Origin of the sequence: Pseudomonas sp. ADAK21 (genome assembly GCF_012935735.1) — a bacterium.
Taxonomy (GTDB): domain Bacteria; phylum Pseudomonadota; class Gammaproteobacteria; order Pseudomonadales; family Pseudomonadaceae; genus Aquipseudomonas; species Aquipseudomonas proteolytica.
In genome coordinates this window covers 3,213,570-3,229,626 of sequence record NZ_CP052857.1, presented here as the reverse complement: position 1 = coordinate 3,229,626, position 16,057 = coordinate 3,213,570, and the positions used below count along the sequence as shown (strand labels likewise).

Annotated in this window: 20 protein-coding genes; 5 read left to right on the top strand and 15 right to left on the bottom strand. The window is 59.9% G+C overall.

Translation table 11 applies throughout. From position 1 onward, the window contains the following. Positions 1–101: 101 nt before the first annotated feature. Positions 102–359: a hypothetical protein gene (locus HKK57_RS14695; protein ID WP_029291734.1), complete on the bottom strand. Its 258-nt coding sequence runs from the start codon at positions 357–359 to the stop codon at positions 102–104. A 160-nt stretch (positions 360–519) separates the two neighbouring features. Here HKK57_RS14695 and HKK57_RS14690 point away from each other — a divergent pair, with 160 nt between their 5' ends. After that, complete coding sequence (locus tag HKK57_RS14690; protein WP_008434269.1) at positions 520–729, top strand: hypothetical protein; 210 nt, start codon at positions 520–522, stop codon at positions 727–729. Between the two features lie 57 nt (positions 730–786). On the opposite strand, the gene HKK57_RS14685 is transcribed toward HKK57_RS14690, so the two are convergent. Further along, positions 787–1,374 (bottom strand): YajG family lipoprotein, encoded by a 588-nt coding sequence (locus HKK57_RS14685; RefSeq protein ID WP_029291738.1) that lies wholly within the window; start codon positions 1,372–1,374, stop codon positions 787–789. 170 nt (positions 1,375–1,544) lie between these two features. On the opposite strand from HKK57_RS14685, the gene HKK57_RS14680 reads away from it, so the two are divergent. After that, positions 1,545–1,781 carry a hypothetical protein gene (locus HKK57_RS14680; RefSeq protein ID WP_169390338.1) on the top strand — a complete coding sequence of 79 codons (237 nt, stop codon included), beginning with the start codon at positions 1,545–1,547 and terminating at the stop codon, positions 1,779–1,781. A gap of 733 nt (positions 1,782–2,514) precedes the next feature. After that, positions 2,515–4,041, top strand: a complete 1,527-nt coding sequence (mqo, locus tag HKK57_RS14675) for a malate dehydrogenase (quinone) (protein WP_169390337.1) — start codon at positions 2,515–2,517, stop codon at positions 4,039–4,041. A gap of 132 nt (positions 4,042–4,173) precedes the next feature. Here mqo and HKK57_RS14670 read toward each other — a convergent pair whose 3' ends face one another. The 3 genes from HKK57_RS14670 to HKK57_RS14660 form a co-directional block, all read right to left on the bottom strand. Beyond that, entirely contained in the window at positions 4,174–4,461 is a 288-nt protein-coding gene (locus HKK57_RS14670; protein ID WP_070994097.1) for a PA4642 family protein, read from the bottom strand. Positions 4,462–4,563: 102 nt separating this feature from the next. Continuing rightward, entirely contained in the window at positions 4,564–5,031 is a 468-nt protein-coding gene (locus HKK57_RS14665; RefSeq protein ID WP_029291746.1) for a WbuC family cupin fold metalloprotein, read from the bottom strand. A gap of 3 nt (positions 5,032–5,034) precedes the next feature. Then, the gene (locus tag HKK57_RS14660) at positions 5,035–5,592 is read right to left on the bottom strand and encodes a hypoxanthine-guanine phosphoribosyltransferase (RefSeq protein WP_029291749.1); all 558 of its coding nucleotides are present in this window, start codon (positions 5,590–5,592) and stop codon (positions 5,035–5,037) included. 163 nt (positions 5,593–5,755) lie between these two features. On the opposite strand from HKK57_RS14660, the gene upp reads away from it, so the two are divergent. Both upp and HKK57_RS14650 read left to right on the top strand, forming a co-directional pair. Next, entirely contained in the window at positions 5,756–6,394 is a 639-nt protein-coding gene (gene upp / locus HKK57_RS14655) for a uracil phosphoribosyltransferase (protein ID WP_029291751.1), read from the top strand. Between the two features lie 2 nt (positions 6,395–6,396). Beyond that, complete coding sequence (locus HKK57_RS14650) at positions 6,397–7,671, top strand: uracil-xanthine permease family protein (protein ID WP_029291753.1); 1,275 nt, start codon at positions 6,397–6,399, stop codon at positions 7,669–7,671. Between the two features lie 130 nt (positions 7,672–7,801). Here the strand turns inward: HKK57_RS14650 and hisC are convergent, their stop codons facing one another. The 10 genes from hisC to HKK57_RS14600 all read right to left on the bottom strand — a co-directional run bounded on the left by hisC (position 7,802) and on the right by HKK57_RS14600 (position 15,834). Further along, a complete protein-coding gene (hisC, locus tag HKK57_RS14645) occupies positions 7,802–8,854 on the bottom strand; it encodes a histidinol-phosphate transaminase (protein ID WP_070994100.1) in 1,053 nt (350 codons plus the stop codon). A 3-nt stretch (positions 8,855–8,857) separates the two neighbouring features. Next, the gene (hisD, locus tag HKK57_RS14640; RefSeq protein WP_029291757.1) at positions 8,858–10,174 is read right to left on the bottom strand and encodes a histidinol dehydrogenase; all 1,317 of its coding nucleotides are present in this window, start codon (positions 10,172–10,174) and stop codon (positions 8,858–8,860) included. Between the two features lie 127 nt (positions 10,175–10,301). Beyond that, positions 10,302–10,937: an ATP phosphoribosyltransferase gene (gene hisG / locus HKK57_RS14635; protein WP_003188599.1), complete on the bottom strand. Its 636-nt coding sequence runs from the start codon at positions 10,935–10,937 to the stop codon at positions 10,302–10,304. 213 nt (positions 10,938–11,150) lie between these two features. Then, positions 11,151–12,416: a UDP-N-acetylglucosamine 1-carboxyvinyltransferase gene (gene murA, locus HKK57_RS14630; protein ID WP_029291769.1), complete on the bottom strand. Its 1,266-nt coding sequence runs from the start codon at positions 12,414–12,416 to the stop codon at positions 11,151–11,153. 23 nt (positions 12,417–12,439) lie between these two features. Then, entirely contained in the window at positions 12,440–12,679 is a 240-nt protein-coding gene (locus HKK57_RS14625) for a BolA family protein (RefSeq protein ID WP_010567702.1), read from the bottom strand. Between the two features lie 114 nt (positions 12,680–12,793). Continuing rightward, positions 12,794–13,099 (bottom strand): STAS domain-containing protein, encoded by a 306-nt coding sequence (locus tag HKK57_RS14620; protein WP_169390336.1) that lies wholly within the window; start codon positions 13,097–13,099, stop codon positions 12,794–12,796. Next, entirely contained in the window at positions 13,096–13,749 is a 654-nt protein-coding gene (locus HKK57_RS14615; protein ID WP_169390335.1) for an MlaC/ttg2D family ABC transporter substrate-binding protein, read from the bottom strand. Before HKK57_RS14615 ends, HKK57_RS14620 begins: the two co-directional genes overlap by 4 nt. Positions 13,750–13,760: 11 nt before the next feature. Continuing rightward, a complete protein-coding gene (gene mlaD, locus HKK57_RS14610; RefSeq protein ID WP_029291777.1) occupies positions 13,761–14,228 on the bottom strand; it encodes an outer membrane lipid asymmetry maintenance protein MlaD in 468 nt (155 codons plus the stop codon). Further along, positions 14,228–15,025 (bottom strand): lipid asymmetry maintenance ABC transporter permease subunit MlaE, encoded by a 798-nt coding sequence (gene mlaE, locus HKK57_RS14605; RefSeq protein WP_029291779.1) that lies wholly within the window; start codon positions 15,023–15,025, stop codon positions 14,228–14,230. Before mlaE ends, mlaD begins: the two co-directional genes overlap by 1 nt. Beyond that, complete coding sequence (locus HKK57_RS14600) at positions 15,025–15,834, bottom strand: ATP-binding cassette domain-containing protein (protein ID WP_029291781.1); 810 nt, start codon at positions 15,832–15,834, stop codon at positions 15,025–15,027. The genes mlaE and HKK57_RS14600 overlap by 1 nt, the downstream gene beginning before the upstream one ends. Between the last annotated feature and the right edge of the window lie 223 nt (positions 15,835–16,057).

Below are 16,057 nucleotides of genomic sequence, written 5' to 3'. Positions count from 1 at the left end.
GAGCGGGCTTGCTCGCGAAAGCGGTGGATCAGTTAGTACAGATTTGACTGATCCACCGCTTTCGCGAGCAAGCCCGCTCCCACAGTTCTTTTGTGGTGTTTTTACAGTCGAGTACTGAGCCAGGACAGCAGCAACGCCAGGCTAAGACAGGCAAAGCTAATGCGATAGCCTAGGCGATGACTGCGCTCGGTGCGCACATCCAGAAACAACATCGGCTGGTCGATGGCCCGTTCTTCGCTCTGTGCGGCCAGATTGGCCATTGCGCGTTGTTCGCGCAGCCGAGTGATGAACAGCAGCCCCGCGCCAGGGCACGCAATCAGCAGTGCAGCGGTATTGATCAGTAGCGCAGACAACGGCATTTCAAACCCCAGTGTGACAATTGTCCATCCAGATGCGCTCTCCCGCGCATTGCAGCTCCCTGCCCCCATTGACGAGCAATGTATCGGGTAATTTACAACGTCACCTGAACGTCACCTTAACAAGCCACTCTGTTGCCCTTCGAACACCCGGGAGCTTGTCATGTTGCACGCGCAGAACCAGGATCGGCTGTACCTGATCGCCCCAAGCGATGAGCAAGAGGCGCTGGTCGGCGGCCTGGCGTTCAATGTCCAGGACCGGCACTGGCTGGTGTATTGCGCCCTCGGCGGGCATCAACATGCCGACCTGCCGGAACTGGATCTGCTGACTGGCGTGAGTGTGCTGGACTTTTATGTCGAAACGGCGGCATGACGCCCACAAGCACAAAAAAGCCGGGCCCGTGACGGGGCCCGGCTTTTTTACCAGCGATTATTGCGAGCTGAGGATCTGGCCGATGCTTGGATCCTTGAACAAGCGCGTCAGGGCATCACTCAACACGTCGCTGACCAGCTTGGTGTTGGTTTCCTGGTTCGGCGCCATGCCGAAGCGTTGGTCCAGGGATGCACCGTAACGGCCACTGTAGCGGCGGTTGCCGGCCGACACATCAGAGCGGAAGGTCGCACCGATGGTGGCTTCGGTCACGTACAGGCCTTCCTTGGGCGACTGGTACTTCAGCTCGGCCAGGGTCACGGTCAACTGCGGTGCGCCTGGCGAGTTGCTGGTCGGGGTGAAGCCCAGCAGACGCACAGCCGCTTCGGCCTGGGCTTGCAGCTTGGGCAGTACGTCGGCGCCGGTCACCGTGATAGCGCTGGTTTCCGGGTACAGGCCGCCGCGGGTGCCCAGGGTCGGCGATGGACGACCATCAACGACACGCACCGATACCGGCTGGCCATGGCCCACAGGCGCCAACTGGGTGGTGAGCTTGGGTTGCGGGCTGAGTTGCTGCGGGCTGTGGGCGCAGCCAACCAGGGTCAAGCTGGTCACAGTGATCAAACCGAACAACAGGCGTTGCAACATGCTTTTCTCTCCAGAATTCAGGTACCGACAGGCCGGCAGTATAGCGGCGCGCCACCGCCTGGAACTAGCGCCAGTTACAACCTCGGACCCAGGCCCGCCTGCCGCGGTTCAATGTCACCGATATGTCATGCTGGGCTGGCATGCTTGCCACCATTATCAGGAGGCCGACCATGCTCAATCTTCTCTGGCGCTTTTTCGCTCGCACACCCGCCCATCGCAACTTTGCCCTGCTCGACCTGCAAGGTCGCTGTCAGGCATTCAAGCAATGCAGCCAGCCGCCCGTAGGCGAAGGTTGGGTCGAAGTCGACGAGATCCGCCTGAGCTGGATGCACCATCCGCTACCCGCCCGCGCACGCGTCAGCCCGCGCCGCGCACGGTCATCGCACCGCCTGCCGTTGACCGCCTGACCGAAGCGCTAATAAAAGTCATAAAACACGTCCATTTCCCCGCAGTTCTTCGCTACAATCTCCCCCCGATTATAAGGACGTCTCCTGATCGGGCCTCGCAGCATCGCTAATGCCCAGGTATTAGCTCCCCCGCACCGCCCACAGAGAGCCGCCCACACAGATCGAGTGAAGCTGGTGAGCTGGCTGTTTTGTCTGCAAACCTGCGCCTTTACCGAATCTGCCAGAGCTGCCATTGCGCTCGGCCACTTGAGTTGTTTGCCCGTTATGCCGCGTGTCGGCAGTGATTTCGGGCCAGGTGCCAGACTGGGGCAGCCCTTTTTTGAGGTTCACGTCTTCAAAAGAGCGTGAAAAAAACGGGTTTTCACAACTTCACAAGAGTGTGGCGAGCAAATGAATAGTTTTGCGTTTGTACAAGCACCATCAACGTCTGGCACTGCCCAACCACACAGGACCGAGTACTCCTCAAAAACCGGAGCTTGAAGCCTGTCCGCTACGGATTTGGTTGCACGATCGGACGTACTTGACCATAAGTCGAATTGCCACAGGGCCCCTGAAATGCGTTCATATGCAGATAAGGCCTGGTCGGCAGCGTCCGCTGAAGTTGCAAAAAAATTGCGAAGAATCGGACATGGCGATCCTGGCCATGGGTAACCTGGGGCATTACGTGAACCGCCCCGTCACTCCTGGCAGCCATGCCGTCAATTTGGTGCTGCAGATTTTGGAGACGCGTTAAATGGCGCATAACGAAGCAGTCGACGTAGTACTGGTAGGTGCGGGCATCATGAGTGCCACCCTCGCCGTACTGCTCAAGGAGCTCGACCCCGGCCTCAAGCTGGAAGTCGTTGAGCTGATGGACTCGGGTGCCGCGGAGAGTTCCAACCCGTGGAACAACGCCGGTACCGGTCACGCAGGGCTGTGTGAGCTGAACTACACCCCGCAGGCTGGCGATGGCTCCATCGACATCAAGAAAGCCGTGCACATCAACACCCAGTTCGAGGTGTCGAAGCAGTTCTGGGCGTACCTGACCAAAAAAGGCACCTTTGGCTCGTCCAAGTCCTTTATCAGCCCGGTGCCGCACTTGAGCTTCGTGCAGGGCGAAAAAGGCGTGTCGTTCCTCAAGAAGCGCTTTGAGACACTCAGCCAACACCACGCGTTCTCGGACATGCACTACACCGAAGACCGGGCAGAAATGGCCGAGTGGATGCCGCTGATGATGCCCGGCCGCCCCGCTGACGAAAAAGTCGCCGCGACCCGTGTGATGAACGGTACCGACGTCAACTTCGGCGCCCTGACCAACCAATTGCTGGCGCACCTGAGCAGCTCGGCAGATGCCCAGGTCAAGTACAGCAAGCGCGTCACCGGCCTCAAGCGCAATGGCGCCAGCTGGACCGTGAGCATCAAGGACGTCAACAGCGGCAACACCCGCCATGTCGACGCCAAGTTCGTGTTCCTCGGCGCCGGTGGCGCGGCCCTGCCGCTGCTGCAAGCCTCGGGCATCGAAGAAAGCAAAGGTTTTGGTGGCTTCCCGGTCAGCGGCCAGTGGCTGCGTTGTGACAACCCGGAAGTGGTCAAGCAGCACCAGGCCAAGGTCTACAGCCAGGCGGCCGTGGGTTCGCCACCGATGTCGGTGCCGCACCTGGACACCCGCGTGGTGGAGGGCAAGAAATCCCTGCTGTTCGGTCCATACGCCGGCTTTACTACCAAGTTCCTCAAGTTCGGCTCGTTCCTTGACCTGCCCATGTCGATCCGCCTCGGCAATATCGGCCCGATGCTGGCCGTAGCCCGCGACAACATGGACCTGACCAAGTACCTGGTCAGCGAAGTGATGCAATCGATGGAGCAGCGCCTGGAATCCCTGCGCCGCTTCTACCCCGAGGCCAAAGCCGAGGACTGGCGCCTGGAAGTGGCCGGCCAACGGGTGCAGATCATCAAGAAAGACCCGAAGAAAGGCGGCGTGCTGCAATTTGGTACCGAACTGGTCGCGGCCAAGGACGGTTCGCTGGCTGCGCTGCTGGGCGCCTCCCCAGGTGCTTCGGTGACGGTTTCAATCATGCTGGAACTGATCGAACGCTGCTTCCCGGCACAGGCGGCCGGCGAGTGGGCGGCCAAGCTGCAGGAAATCTTCCCGGCCCGGGAAAAAATCCTGGAGACCGATGCCGAGCTGTACCGCAAGATCAGCGTGCAGAACAACATCAGCCTGGAACTGGTTGAGCAAAGCAGCGAAACCTGTGGGAGCGAGCTTGCTCGCGAAAATCGTTAACGATAACGCAGCGTACTTGATTCAACGCGGCGCTCTCAGGCCCTTCGCGAGCAAGCTTGCTCCTACAAAGAAGCGATAAAAAACGCCCCGCTCTCGTGATGAGAGCGGGGCGTTTTTTTATGCCTTGGACAATCAGCCGCGAGCTTGGTCGATCAACTCGATGTACTCGTCCGCATTGCGCTGGTCCTTGATCAGGTCGACGAAGGTCTGGCCGTGCTCGTCCTTGCCATCGAGGTCCAGGCCGGCCTCCTTGAAAAAGGTCAGGAAACGCCCGAAATCGTCGATGCGCAAGCCGCGATAGGCTTTGATCAGTTTGTGCAGGGAAGGTGAAGTGGCGTCGACCGGTTCAAAATCCAGGAACAGCTTGATCTGATCGTCGCCGATCTCGTCACCAATCACTTGTTTCTTATCTTTACGCATTGCCGACTCCAGCCTGCAGACATTTACACGGGGGTACGAAGTCTACCTGCGGGACACACGCTTGTGTAGGAGCCGGCTTACTGGCTGCTACACAGCAAGTGTTCAATCGAACTGGGCCAGCATCCAGCGATGATACTCAGCCATACCGGCTTCGCCTTCCCGGGGTGCCCAGGTGGCCAGTTCGCCTTCGCCCACCGGGCGATAGGGGCCAGCCTTGCACTCGAACATCACCGAGTCGGGCTCAAGCACCACCAGGCCGTGGAAAACGCCGGGCGACAGATCAACGCCCTGGCAATCGCCACCCGCCTGCAGGACGCGCCGCTCCAGGACTTCGCCTGACTCGCTGAAGATCAGAATGCCCAGGCGCCCCTTGAGCACCAGCAAGGTCTCGGCCTTGTCAGCGGTGAGGTGACGATGAGGTTGCACGTAGGTGTGTGGCTGCAAACCGACAGCCATGCGATGGCACGGCTCTTCCATCTGATGGAAGTTGACGTTCTGCCGGCCCCGGGGGTTGGCGGCGGCTTTCTCGGCCAATTCGGCAAACAGCGATTGATCAAGAAAACGCGCCATGGCTTACATCCCTTTCACAGCAAAGATGCCATTGGCATTGCGCCAGTAGCCCTTGTAGTCCATGCCATAACCGAAAATGTAGCGGTCGATGCACGGCAGGCCAACGTAATCGGCCTTCAGGTCCGGGCGGGCCTTGCGGTCGTGGTCCTTGTCGATCAGCACCGCGGTGTGCACTTTGCGCGCGCCGGCGTGTTTGCAGAAGTCGATGATCGCGCCCAGGGTGTGACCCTCGTCGAGGATGTCGTCGATGATCAATACGTCGCGGTCGATGAACGACACTTCCGGCTTGGCCTTCCAGAACAGGTCGCCGCCGCTGGTTTCATTGCGATAGCGCGTGGCGTGCAGGTAGGACGCTTCCAGGGGGAATTGCAGATGAGTCAGCAATTTGCCGGCGAAAATCAGACCACCGTTCATCACACAGAACACCACCGGGTTGGTGTCGGCCATTTCGCGGGTGATGTGCGCGCCGACCTTGGCGATAGCCTCTTCGACTTGTGCTTCGGTGTACAGGCAGTCAGCCTCGCGCATGATTTGACGGATATGGTCGAGATCAGCGGACATGGCGCTCTCCAGGGGTACTGTGGCAAGAAAAGCGGGCGAAGGTACGCCTCTGGGACGCAACGTTCAAGCCTTTATGGACTAACGTACTTGTTGTCTATAGGACAACACCCTCGGATAGATTAATCTAGGCCGGTTTTTTTGCCCGCCGCCGGAGCCTTTCCCCATGCCCATCCGTGAGATCCGCCACCCGCTGATCCGACACAAGCTCGGCCTTATGCGCCGCGCCGACATTAGCACGAAGAACTTCCGTGAGCTTGCTCAGGAAGTCGGAGCGTTGCTCACCTACGAAGCCACGAAAGATTTACCCCTGGAAAACTACGAGATCCCCGGTTGGTGCGGTCCCGTCCAGGTCGAGAAAATCGCCGGCAAGAAAATTACCGTGGTGCCGATCCTGCGCGCCGGTATCGGCATGCTCGAAGGCGTGCTGAGCCTGATCCCAGGCGCCAAGGTCAGCGCTGTGGGCGTCGCCCGCAACGAAGAAACCCTGCAGGCCCACACCTACCTGGAAAAACTCGTCCCGGAAATCGACGAGCGCCTGGCGATGATCATCGACCCGATGCTGGCCACCGGCAGTTCCATGGTCGCCACCATTGACCTACTGAAGAAAGCCGGCTGCAAGGACATCCGCGCCATGGTGCTGGTGGCTGCGCCCGAAGGTATCGCCGCCGTAGAAAAAGCGCACCCGGATGTGGTGATTTACACCGCGTCCATCGATGAACGCCTGAACGAACACGGCTACATCATTCCGGGCCTGGGCGATGCGGGCGATAAAATCTTCGGCACCAAGCAGAAGGACGCGTGAACATGCAGGATGAATTCAACGACCCGCTTTGGCGCCAGATCCTGTCTGGCGCACAGATGCTCTTCGTAGCATTTGGCGCGTTGGTGTTGATGCCACTGATCACAGGTCTTGATCCAAACGTTGCACTGTTTACCGCAGGCCTGGGCACGTTGCTGTTCCAGATCGTGACAGGGCGCCAAGTGCCGGTGTTCCTGGCATCGAGCTTTGCCTTTATCACCCCGATCATTCTCGCCAAGGGCCAGTTCGGCCTCGCGGCGACCATGGGCGGCGTGATGGCAGCGGGTTTCGTCTACACCTTTCTCGGCCTGGCCGTGAAGATCAAGGGCACCGGTTTTATCGACCGGCTGCTGCCGCCCGTGGTCATCGGGCCGGTGATCATCTCCATTGGCCTGGCCATGGCACCGATTGCCGCCAATATGGCAATGGGCAAGAGCGGTGACGGTGCCGAGCTGATCCATTACCAGACGGCCATGATGATCTCGATGCCAGCGCTGCTGACCACACTGATCGTGGCCGTGTTCGGCAAGGGCATTTTCCGCCTGGTGCCGATCATTGCCGGGGTATTGGTGGGTTTTGGCATGTCGTTCTACTTTGGCGTGGTCGACACCGCGAAGATCGCCGCCGCGCCATGGCTCGCCCTGCCCCACTTCACCGCGCCGGAATTCAACTGGCAGGCGATCCTGTTTATCGTGCCGGTGGCCCTGGCACCCGCTATCGAACACATCGGCGGCGTGATTGCCGTGGGTAGCGTGACCGGTCGCGATTACCTGAAAAAGCCCGGCCTGCATCGCACGCTATTGGGCGACGGCATCGCCACCACCACTGCCGGCCTGTTCGGCGGCCCGCCCAACACCACCTACGCCGAAGTGACCGGCGCGGTGATGCTGACCAAGAACTACAACCCGAAGATCATGACCTGGGCGGCGGTATTTGCCATCACCCTGGCCTTTGTCGGCAAGTTCGGCGCGCTGCTGCAGAGCATTCCGGTGCCTGTGATGGGCGGGATTCTGTGCCTGTTGTTCGGCTCGATTGCCGCGGTGGGGATGAATACCCTGATCCGTCACCAGATCGACCTGGGGGAAGCACGCAATCTGGTGATTGTGTCGGTGACCCTGGTATTCGGGATTGGCGGTGTGCTGATCGGCACCGGCACCGGTCCGGACGATTTCGGCCTCAAGGGCATCGCCCTGTGTGCGGTGGTAGCGATTGGCTTGAACCTGCTGCTGCCGGGCAATGACGGCTGGAAGCACAAGAAGCCGGACGAGCCGCTGCTCTAAAGGCTACGGATTGTCGGTGTTGCTGATGGCCTCATCGCGGGCAAGCCCGGCTCCCACATTGCAATGCATTTGTGTGTGGGAGCCGGGCTTGCCCGCGATGAGGCCAGGGCAGCCAATACAGGTTTAAGCCTTAAAGATCGCCCAAGCCATCGACCAGCGCCTGGTTCTGCTCTGGCGTGCCGATGCTGATCCGCAGGAACTGGGCAATCCGCTCCTGCTTGAAGTGCCGCACGATCACCCCTTGCTCGCGCAGCTTGGCCGCCAGGCCGGCGGCGTCGTGCCGTGGGTGGCGGGCAAAAATGAAGTTGGCCGCCGAAGGCAGCACTTCAAAGCCTTTACCCTGCAACTGCGCAACCACCTTCTCGCGACTGTCGATGACCAACTGGCAGGTCTTCTCGAAGTATTCACGATCTTCAAAGGCCGCCGCCGCGCCAACAATCGCCAGGCGATCCAGCGGATAGGAGTTGAAGCTGTTCTTGACCCGCTCCAGCGCTTCTATCAGGTCCGGATGGCCCACCGCCAGGCCTACGCGCAAACCGGCCAGTGAGCGCGATTTGGAGAGGGTCTGGGTGACCAGCAGGTTGGGATAACGGTCCACCAGGCTGATGGCGGTTTCGCCACCGAAGTCGATATAGGCTTCATCGACCACCACCACCGAATCCGGGCTGGCCTTGAGCAACTGCTCCACCGCATCCAGCGCCAGCACGCAGCCGGTCGGCGCGTTCGGGTTGGGGAAGATGATGCCGCCATTGGGCTTGGCGTAGTCCGCCACGCGGATCTGGAACTGCTCGTCCAGCGGCACCGGGTCGGACTTGATGCCGTACAGCCCGCAGTAGACTGGATAAAAGCTGTAGCTGATATCCGGAAACAGCAGCGGCAAGTCGTGCTGGAACAGGCCGTGGAAGATGTGCGCCAGGACTTCATCGGAACCATTGCCGAGGAAGACCTTGCTCGCATCGACCCCGTAATACTTGGCCACGGCCTGCTTGAGCAGGTCGCTGTTGGGGTCGGGGTACAAACGCAGGTTGTCGTTCAGCTCGGCCTGCATGGCTGCCAGCGCCTTGGGCGATGGCCCATAAGGGTTTTCGTTGGTGTTGAGCTTGACCAGCTTGGTCAGCTTCGGCTGCTCGCCGGGCACGTAAGGCACCAGGTTCTTGACGAAGGGGCTCCAGAATTTGCTCATGCCTTACTCTCCCTTGACGATGCGGTATTCGGCGCTACGGGCGTGTGCGCTCAACGATTCGCCACGGGCCAGCACCGAGGCAGTCTTGCCCAGCTCGGAAGCGCCCTGGGGCGAGCAGAAAATGATCGACGAGCGCTTCTGGAAGTCATACACCCCCAGCGGCGACGAGAAACGCGCGGTACCGGACGTTGGCAATACGTGGTTGGGACCCGCGCAGTAGTCACCCAGGGCCTCACTGGTGTGGCGGCCCATGAAGATCGCCCCGGCGTGGCGAATCGACGGCAGCCAGGCTTGTGGGTCGGCCACGGACAGCTCCAAGTGCTCGGGAGCGATGCGGTTGGCCACTTCGATGGCCTGCTCCATGTCCTGCACCAGGATCAGTGCGCCACGGCCATTGATCGACTTCTCGATAATCTCGGCACGTTCCATGGTCGGCAGCAGTTTATTGATGCTGGCCGCCACCTTGTCGAGGAACTCGGCGTCGGGGCTGACCAGGATCGCCTGGGCGTCTTCGTCGTGTTCGGCCTGGGAGAACAGGTCCATGGCGATCCAGTCCGGGTCGGTCTGGCCGTCGCACACCACGAGGATTTCCGACGGGCCGGCAATCATGTCGATACCGACCTGGCCAAACACGTGGCGTTTGGCGGTGGCCACGTAGATATTGCCGGGGCCGACCACCTTGTCCACCTTCGGCACACTTTCGGTGCCGTAGGCCAACGCGGCGACTGCCTGGGCACCGCCGATGGTGAACACACGATCAACCCCGGCAATGCAGGCCGCGGCCAGCACCAGTTCGTTGATTTCACCGCGCGGGGTCGGGACCACCATGACCACTTCGGTCACGCCGGCAACCTTGGCGGGGATGGCATTCATCAAGACCGATGACGGATAAGAAGCCTTGCCACCCGGCACGTACAGGCCGGCGCGGTCCAGGGGCGTGACTTTCTGCCCCAGCACCGTGCCATCAGCCTCGGTGTAGCTCCAGGAGTCCTGCTTCTGTTTTTCGTGGTAGCTGCGCACCCGCGCTGCCGCGACTTCCAGGGCTTCACGCTGGGGCGCAGTGATGCGCGTCAGGGCCAGCTCCAGGCGTTCGCGGGGCAGGATCAGGTCGGCCATGGACTTGACGTCCAGGCCGTCGAACTGCCGGGTAAAGTCCACCAGCGCCGCATCGCCGCGCTCGCGCACAGCCTTGATGATGTCGAGAACCCGCTGGTTGACCGAGTCGTCGGACACACTTTCCCAGCTCAGCAGATGATCCAGATGATGGGCGAAATCCGGGTCGGCAGCGTTGAGTCGGGCAATTGCAGTGGACGTGGTCATAGCGAGGGCCTCAATAGAATTGGCAAAAACTCAGGCGCCCTAAACTAGCAGTCGTTTCCGCTTGGGCACCCGAGAATTCTGGCTATGAGGCGGATAGACGGGCGCGACCTAAGGCCGCGCAGGTGAGTCAACCGCGGTGTCGAGACTCCACTGCCTTGCGCAGGGTGTCGATCAACGCCTGGATACGGGCGTGCTGCATTTTCATCGAAGCTTTGTTGACGATCAGGCGGGAGCTGATGTCGGCGATAAAGTCCTGGGGTTCCAGGCCATTGGCGCGCAGGGTGTTGCCGGTGTCGACCACGTCGATGATCTTGTCGGCCAGGCCAATCAGCGGCGCCAGCTCCATCGAGCCGTAGAGCTTGATGATATCGACCTGACGGCCTTGCTCGGCGTAATAACGCTTGGCGACGTTGACGAACTTGGTGGCTACCCGCAGGCGGCCCTTGGGCTCGACGTCACCGACACGGCCGGCGGTCATCAGCTTGCACAGGGCAATACGCAGGTCCAGCGGCTCGTACAGGCCCTGACCACCGTATTCCATCAGCACGTCCTTACCGGCGACACCGAGGTCGGCGGCGCCATGTTCAACATAGGTCGGCACGTCGGTAGCACGCACGATCAACAGGCGAACGTCGTCCTGGGTCGTGGGGATGATCAGCTTGCGGCTCTTGTCCGGATTCTCGGTCGGCACGATGCCCGCTTCAGCCAGAAGCGGCAATGTATCGTCAAGGATGCGGCCCTTGGACAGTGCGATGGTCAACATGGGAAACGTCAGTCCTTCATCAGGCTATTGCTGTCCGGTCGCAAACGGCGCCAGACACAGATCGAGGCCATGACAGCCTCGATTTGAAACAAACCAGTGTTTGTAGGAGCGGGTTGGCTCGCGAAGAACTCAAGGACACCACGTTGATTCTGGATAAACGCGTTATCGTTGACGTTTTTCGCGAGCAAGCTCGCGCCTACAGTGCAGCTGGGACTAGCCCGGTACGCGGCGGATTTTTGCGCCGAGCATCTGCAGTTTTTCTTCGATGCACTCGTAGCCACGGTCTATGTGGTAGATGCGATCGATCAGGGTGTCGCCGTCAGCGCACAGCGCCGAGATCACCAGGCTGGCCGAAGCCCGCAGGTCGGTGGCCATTACTGGCGCGCCCTTGAGCTGCTCGATACCGGTAACGATGGCAGTGTTGCCTTCGACCTGGATCTTGGCGCCCATGCGGTGCAATTCATACACGTGCATGAAGCGGTTTTCGAAAATGGTCTCGATCACCGCACCGGTGCCTTCGGCAATCGCGTTCAAGGAGATGAACTGCGCCTGCATGTCGGTCGGGAAGGCCGGGTACGGAGCGGTACGCACGTTGACGGCTTTAGGCCGCTTGCCGTGCATGTTCAGCTCGATCCAGTCTTCGCCGGTGGTGATTTCGGCACCCGCTTCGCGCAGTTTTTCCAGGACCGCTTCAAGGATGGTCGGATCGGTGTCCTTGACCTTGACGCGACCACCGGTGACGGCAGCAGCAACCAGGTAGGTACCGGTCTCGATACGGTCCGGCATCACTTTGTAGGTCGCCGAGTGCAGGCGCTTCACACCGTCGATGGTGATGGTGTCGGTGCCGGCGCCGGTGATGTTGGCACCCATGGCGATCAGGAAGTTGGCCAGGTCGACCACTTCCGGCTCACGCGCGGCGTTCTGCAGGACACTACGGCCATTGGCCAGGGCCGCAGCCATCATGATGTTCTCGGTACCGGTCACGCTGACGGTATCAAAGAAGAAGTTGGCGCCACGCAGGCCGCCTTCCGGCGCCTTGGCCTTGATGTAGCCGCCTTCGACGTCGATGGTCGCGCCCATGGCCTCAAGGCCACGGATGTGCAGGTCGACCGGACGCGAGCCGATGGCGCAACCGCCAGGCAGTGCCACTTCGGCTTCGCCGAAACGGGCAACCATCGGGCCCAGTACCAGGATCGAGGCACGCATGGTTTTCACCAATTCGTACGGTGCGATCAGGGTCTTGATGGTGCGCGGGTCGATTTCGACCGACAGCTTCTCGTCGATCACCGGCTCAATGCCCATGCGACCGAACAGCTCGATCATGGTGGTGATGTCGTGCAGGTGTGGCAGGTTGGCTACGGTAACCGGGCCATCGCACAGCAAGGTAGCGGCCAGGATCGGCAAGGCCGAGTTTTTAGCCCCGGAGATACGGATTTCGCCATCAAGACGGGCACCGCCGGTAATAATCAATTTATCCATAAGAATCTCGACGCCTTGGGGGCTCAGGTGCGCTCGGCCCAGGCCGCGCGGCTGAAAAATTTCATAGTGACCGCATGGATGCTGCCATCGGTGATCCACGGGTTCAAATGGGCATAGATCTGCTGCTGACGCTTGACCGGGCTCAATGCCGCCAGTTCATCGCTAATCACGTTCAGCTGGAAATTGCAGCCTTCGCCTTCAACTGCAACCTCAGTATTCGGCAGCTTTCCTTCAAGGAAGCTTTTAACTTCTAGGGCCTGCATGCTCAACCTCTATCGGCGCCCAGTGCGCGCGGGTCGCACATCATACAAAAAAGCCCCGCGCCTGCGAACCCCGCATAGCAGGACTCTGACGGGGGGCTTCTTCAATAATGTGTATTAAGAATGCGCCAACAGCTCGGTCAAACCGCTAACCTGGGCAATTTCACGCATATCCTCGGGTAATGCGCGAATACTGACAGGTTTATTGACCGCTGCGGCGTCACGTAGGAAACACAGGAGCAATGACAAGCCAACACTGCTGGACTTCACCACCGCCGAGCAATCGATAACCAATGCCTGCGCGGTGCTGGCATTGATCAACGCCTGGCCCTGCTTGCGCAGGGCCGGCCCGGTGCTGTAGTCGAGCACGCCGCTGAGGAGCAGCTCGCCGGCCTGGCCTTGACGAACAGCCGACTCGGTCATGGGGCCTGCTTCTCTGCGGCTTCTTCGGTCACTTCCTTGGCCTTGGCCACTTCGCCAGCCCAACCATTGATGGTCTTGTCCAGGTCGTTGCCATTGCGCTGCATGGCATCGGCGAACTGGTCACGGAACAGCTTGCCAATGTTGATGCCATTGATGATCACGTTACGCACTTTCCACTCACCGTTGATTTTCGCAAGGGTGTAGGAAACCGGATAGATCGAGCCATTGTTGCCCTTGACCTGCATATCCACGCTGGTGCGGTCACCGGACTCATCCTTGGCCGGGGAAACGACGATGCCCTGGTTGTTGTATTCCAGCAGGGCGTTGCCGTAGAACTGCATCAGGCTGCGCTTGAAGTTTTCCTCGAAGCGCAGCATCTGCGCAGGCGTGGCCTTGCGCGAGTACTTGACGGTCATGATGCTGCGGGAGATGCCATCTGCGTCGACCACTGGCCCCACAATCCCGTTGAGGGCATCGTAGAACGCGCTTGGGCTCTGCTTGTACTGCTCCTTGTTTGCCGCAAGGTCAGCCAGCAACTCCTTGGTGGTTCTATCAATAATGTCGTGCGCCGACGGCGCCGCCACGGCGTTAGCCATCAATGGCAAGGCTGCCAACAGCACCAACAGGCCACGTCGCAAGGTAGAGATCATGAACAAACTCCTCATTTGGCGTCTTTACTAACCGTATTAAGCAGGAATTTACCGATCAGGTCCTCCAATACCAGCGACGACTGTGTGTCATGAATGGTCGAACCATCCTTGAGCAAGGCTTCTTCCCCGCCCACGCTGATACCGATGTACTTTTCGCCCAGCAGACCCGCCGTGAGGATAGACGCCGTGGAGTCAGTCGGCAGGTTATCTACCTTCTTGTCCAGTTGCAGGGTCACTCGGCCGGTGAAGCTGTCGCGGTCCAGATCGATTGCCGTGACCTTGCCGATGGTCACACCGGCCATGGTCACTTTAGCTCTGACCGTCAAACCGGCGATATTGTCGAAGTAGGCGTAAAGTTTATAGGTATCGGCGGCCGGGCTGGCCGACAAGCCGCTGACTCGCAGGGCGAGCAACAGTAAAGCCAGGATGCCAGCCAGCAAGAAAAGGCCGACACCGATTTCCACAGTGCGGTTTTGCATCAGAAATCTCCAAACATCAAGGCGGTCAAAATGAAGTCAAGGCCCAGTACCGCCAGCGAGGCGTACACAACGGTCTTGGTGGTGGCTCGACTGATCCCTTCTGAAGTGGGCTCACAGTCATAGCCTTGGAATACGGCGATCCAAGTCACGACAAAGGCGAAGACGATGCTCTTGATAATGCCATTGAGCACGTCACCGCTGAAGGTCACGCTGTTTTGCATATTGGCCCAGTAGGAGCCGTCGTAGACTCCCAGCCAGTCCACCGCCACCCAGGAACCGCCCCAGATCCCGACCACGCTGAAAATCATCGCCAGCAGTGGCAAGGAGATGAAGCCGGCCCACAGGCGCGGGGCAACAATGTACTTGAGCGGGTCCACGCCGATCATTTCCAGGCTGGACAGCTGCTCGGTGGCCTTCATATTACCGATCTCGGCAGTCAAGGCAGAACCGGCGCGCCCGGCAAACAGCAATGCTGTGACTACCGGCCCCAGTTCACGCAGTAGCGTCAGCGCAACCATCTGCCCTACCGCCTGCTCTGAACCGTAGCTGGACAGGATATTGAACCCCTGCAACGCCAGCACCATGCCGATGAACACCCCGGAGACCACGATGATCACCAGGGACATCACGCCAACCGAATGCAACTGCTTGAGCAGCAAGCCAAAACCGCCGCCGATGCCGCCGCGGCCAAGCAAGGCGTGAAACAGGAAAATCGTCGAACGCCCGAGCACTTCGACGATGTCGATGCCCGAGCGACCGAAAAGGCGAACCTTCTCGATTAAAGATGTCTTGCGCATCAGCGCTTCCCCAGAAGATCTGAGCGGTAGTCCGCTGCCGGAAAATGAAAAGGCACCGGGCCATCAGGATCGCCGGTCATGAATTGGCGGATGCGCGGGTTATCAGCATTCATCAGCTCTTCAGGCGTGCCCTGCCCCAATACCTGGCCATCGCCGACGACATAGAGATAGTCGGCGATGCTCGCGGTTTCGGCCAGGTCATGGGAAACCACGATGCTGGTGATGCCCAGCGCATCGTTGAGCAGGCGGATCAGGCGCACCAGTACGCCCATGGCGATAGGGTCCTGACCGACAAACGGCTCGTCATACATCAGGATCTGCGGGTCGAGAGCAATCGCCCGTGCCAGGGCTACACGTCGTTTCATACCGCCGGAAAGCTCGTCAGGCATCAAGTCGATGGCACCGCGAAGCCCTACGGCCTGCAGTTTCAACAGCACGATGTCACGAATCATTTCTTCGGACAGCTGGGTATGCACCCGCAGCGGGAACGCGACGTTTTCGAAAACATCAAGATCGGTGAACAGAGCACCGCTCTGGAACAGCACTCCCATGTGCTTGCGCGCATCGAACAGGTCGCTGCGCGACAGGGTCGGCAGGTTCTGGCCATTGACCCAGACTTCGCCGGCAGTGGGACGCAGCTGCATGCCCATCAGGCGCAGCAGGGTCGTCTTGCCGCAACCGGACGGCCCCATGATGCCCGTCACCTTGCCGCGGGGAATGCGAATATCGACATTATTGAAGATGCTGCGCGTACCGCGCTTGAAGGAAAGGCCCTTCAGCTCGACCGCGTAGGCGTTATCGGCACTCATCTAAACTCCTTGGGATGCAGCTTCTCACTCAGACACCACGTTTGGGACAACTGCTTGCGACAGTTAGACACATGTGAGCTGCGCGGACCGAACTGGCGGCGAACTATATCACTGCTGACATAAAGCGCCCAAGGCCGCAGCAGCGCTTGTTCAGAAACATGACAGGTAAACGCGTATTTGAGAGTGTTCTCACATCCGAGGCGAACAAACCCTGACGAACTTG

Coding starts and splice junctions, on each gene's coding strand:
- HKK57_RS14615 (WP_169390335.1), bottom strand. CDS start 13,749: ATGATCTCTACCTTGCGACGTGGCCTGTTGGTGCTGTTGGCAGCCTTG.
- HKK57_RS14665 (WP_029291746.1), bottom strand. CDS start 5,031: ATGGCGCGTTTTCTTGATCAATCGCTGTTTGCCGAATTGGCCGAGAAA.
- HKK57_RS14625 (WP_010567702.1), bottom strand. CDS start 12,679: ATGCAGGCCCTAGAAGTTAAAAGCTTCCTTGAAGGAAAGCTGCCGAAT.
- HKK57_RS14690 (WP_008434269.1), top strand. CDS start 520: ATGTTGCACGCGCAGAACCAGGATCGGCTGTACCTGATCGCCCCAAGC.
- HKK57_RS14680 (WP_169390338.1), top strand. CDS start 1,545: ATGCTCAATCTTCTCTGGCGCTTTTTCGCTCGCACACCCGCCCATCGC.
- HKK57_RS14670 (WP_070994097.1), bottom strand. CDS start 4,461: ATGCGTAAAGATAAGAAACAAGTGATTGGTGACGAGATCGGCGACGAT.
- HKK57_RS14660 (WP_029291749.1), bottom strand. CDS start 5,592: ATGTCCGCTGATCTCGACCATATCCGTCAAATCATGCGCGAGGCTGAC.
- mqo (WP_169390337.1), top strand. CDS start 2,515: ATGGCGCATAACGAAGCAGTCGACGTAGTACTGGTAGGTGCGGGCATC.
- HKK57_RS14695 (WP_029291734.1), bottom strand. CDS start 359: ATGCCGTTGTCTGCGCTACTGATCAATACCGCTGCACTGCTGATTGCG.
- HKK57_RS14650 (WP_029291753.1), top strand. CDS start 6,397: ATGCAGGATGAATTCAACGACCCGCTTTGGCGCCAGATCCTGTCTGGC.
- upp (WP_029291751.1), top strand. CDS start 5,756: ATGCCCATCCGTGAGATCCGCCACCCGCTGATCCGACACAAGCTCGGC.
- mlaD (WP_029291777.1), bottom strand. CDS start 14,228: ATGCAAAACCGCACTGTGGAAATCGGTGTCGGCCTTTTCTTGCTGGCT.
- HKK57_RS14620 (WP_169390336.1), bottom strand. CDS start 13,099: ATGACCGAGTCGGCTGTTCGTCAAGGCCAGGCCGGCGAGCTGCTCCTC.
- murA (WP_029291769.1), bottom strand. CDS start 12,416: ATGGATAAATTGATTATTACCGGCGGTGCCCGTCTTGATGGCGAAATC.
- hisG (WP_003188599.1), bottom strand. CDS start 10,937: ATGTTGACCATCGCACTGTCCAAGGGCCGCATCCTTGACGATACATTG.
- hisC (WP_070994100.1), bottom strand. CDS start 8,854: ATGAGCAAATTCTGGAGCCCCTTCGTCAAGAACCTGGTGCCTTACGTG.
- HKK57_RS14685 (WP_029291738.1), bottom strand. CDS start 1,374: ATGTTGCAACGCCTGTTGTTCGGTTTGATCACTGTGACCAGCTTGACC.
- mlaE (WP_029291779.1), bottom strand. CDS start 15,025: ATGCGCAAGACATCTTTAATCGAGAAGGTTCGCCTTTTCGGTCGCTCG.
- HKK57_RS14600 (WP_029291781.1), bottom strand. CDS start 15,834: ATGAGTGCCGATAACGCCTACGCGGTCGAGCTGAAGGGCCTTTCCTTC.
- hisD (WP_029291757.1), bottom strand. CDS start 10,174: ATGACCACGTCCACTGCAATTGCCCGACTCAACGCTGCCGACCCGGAT.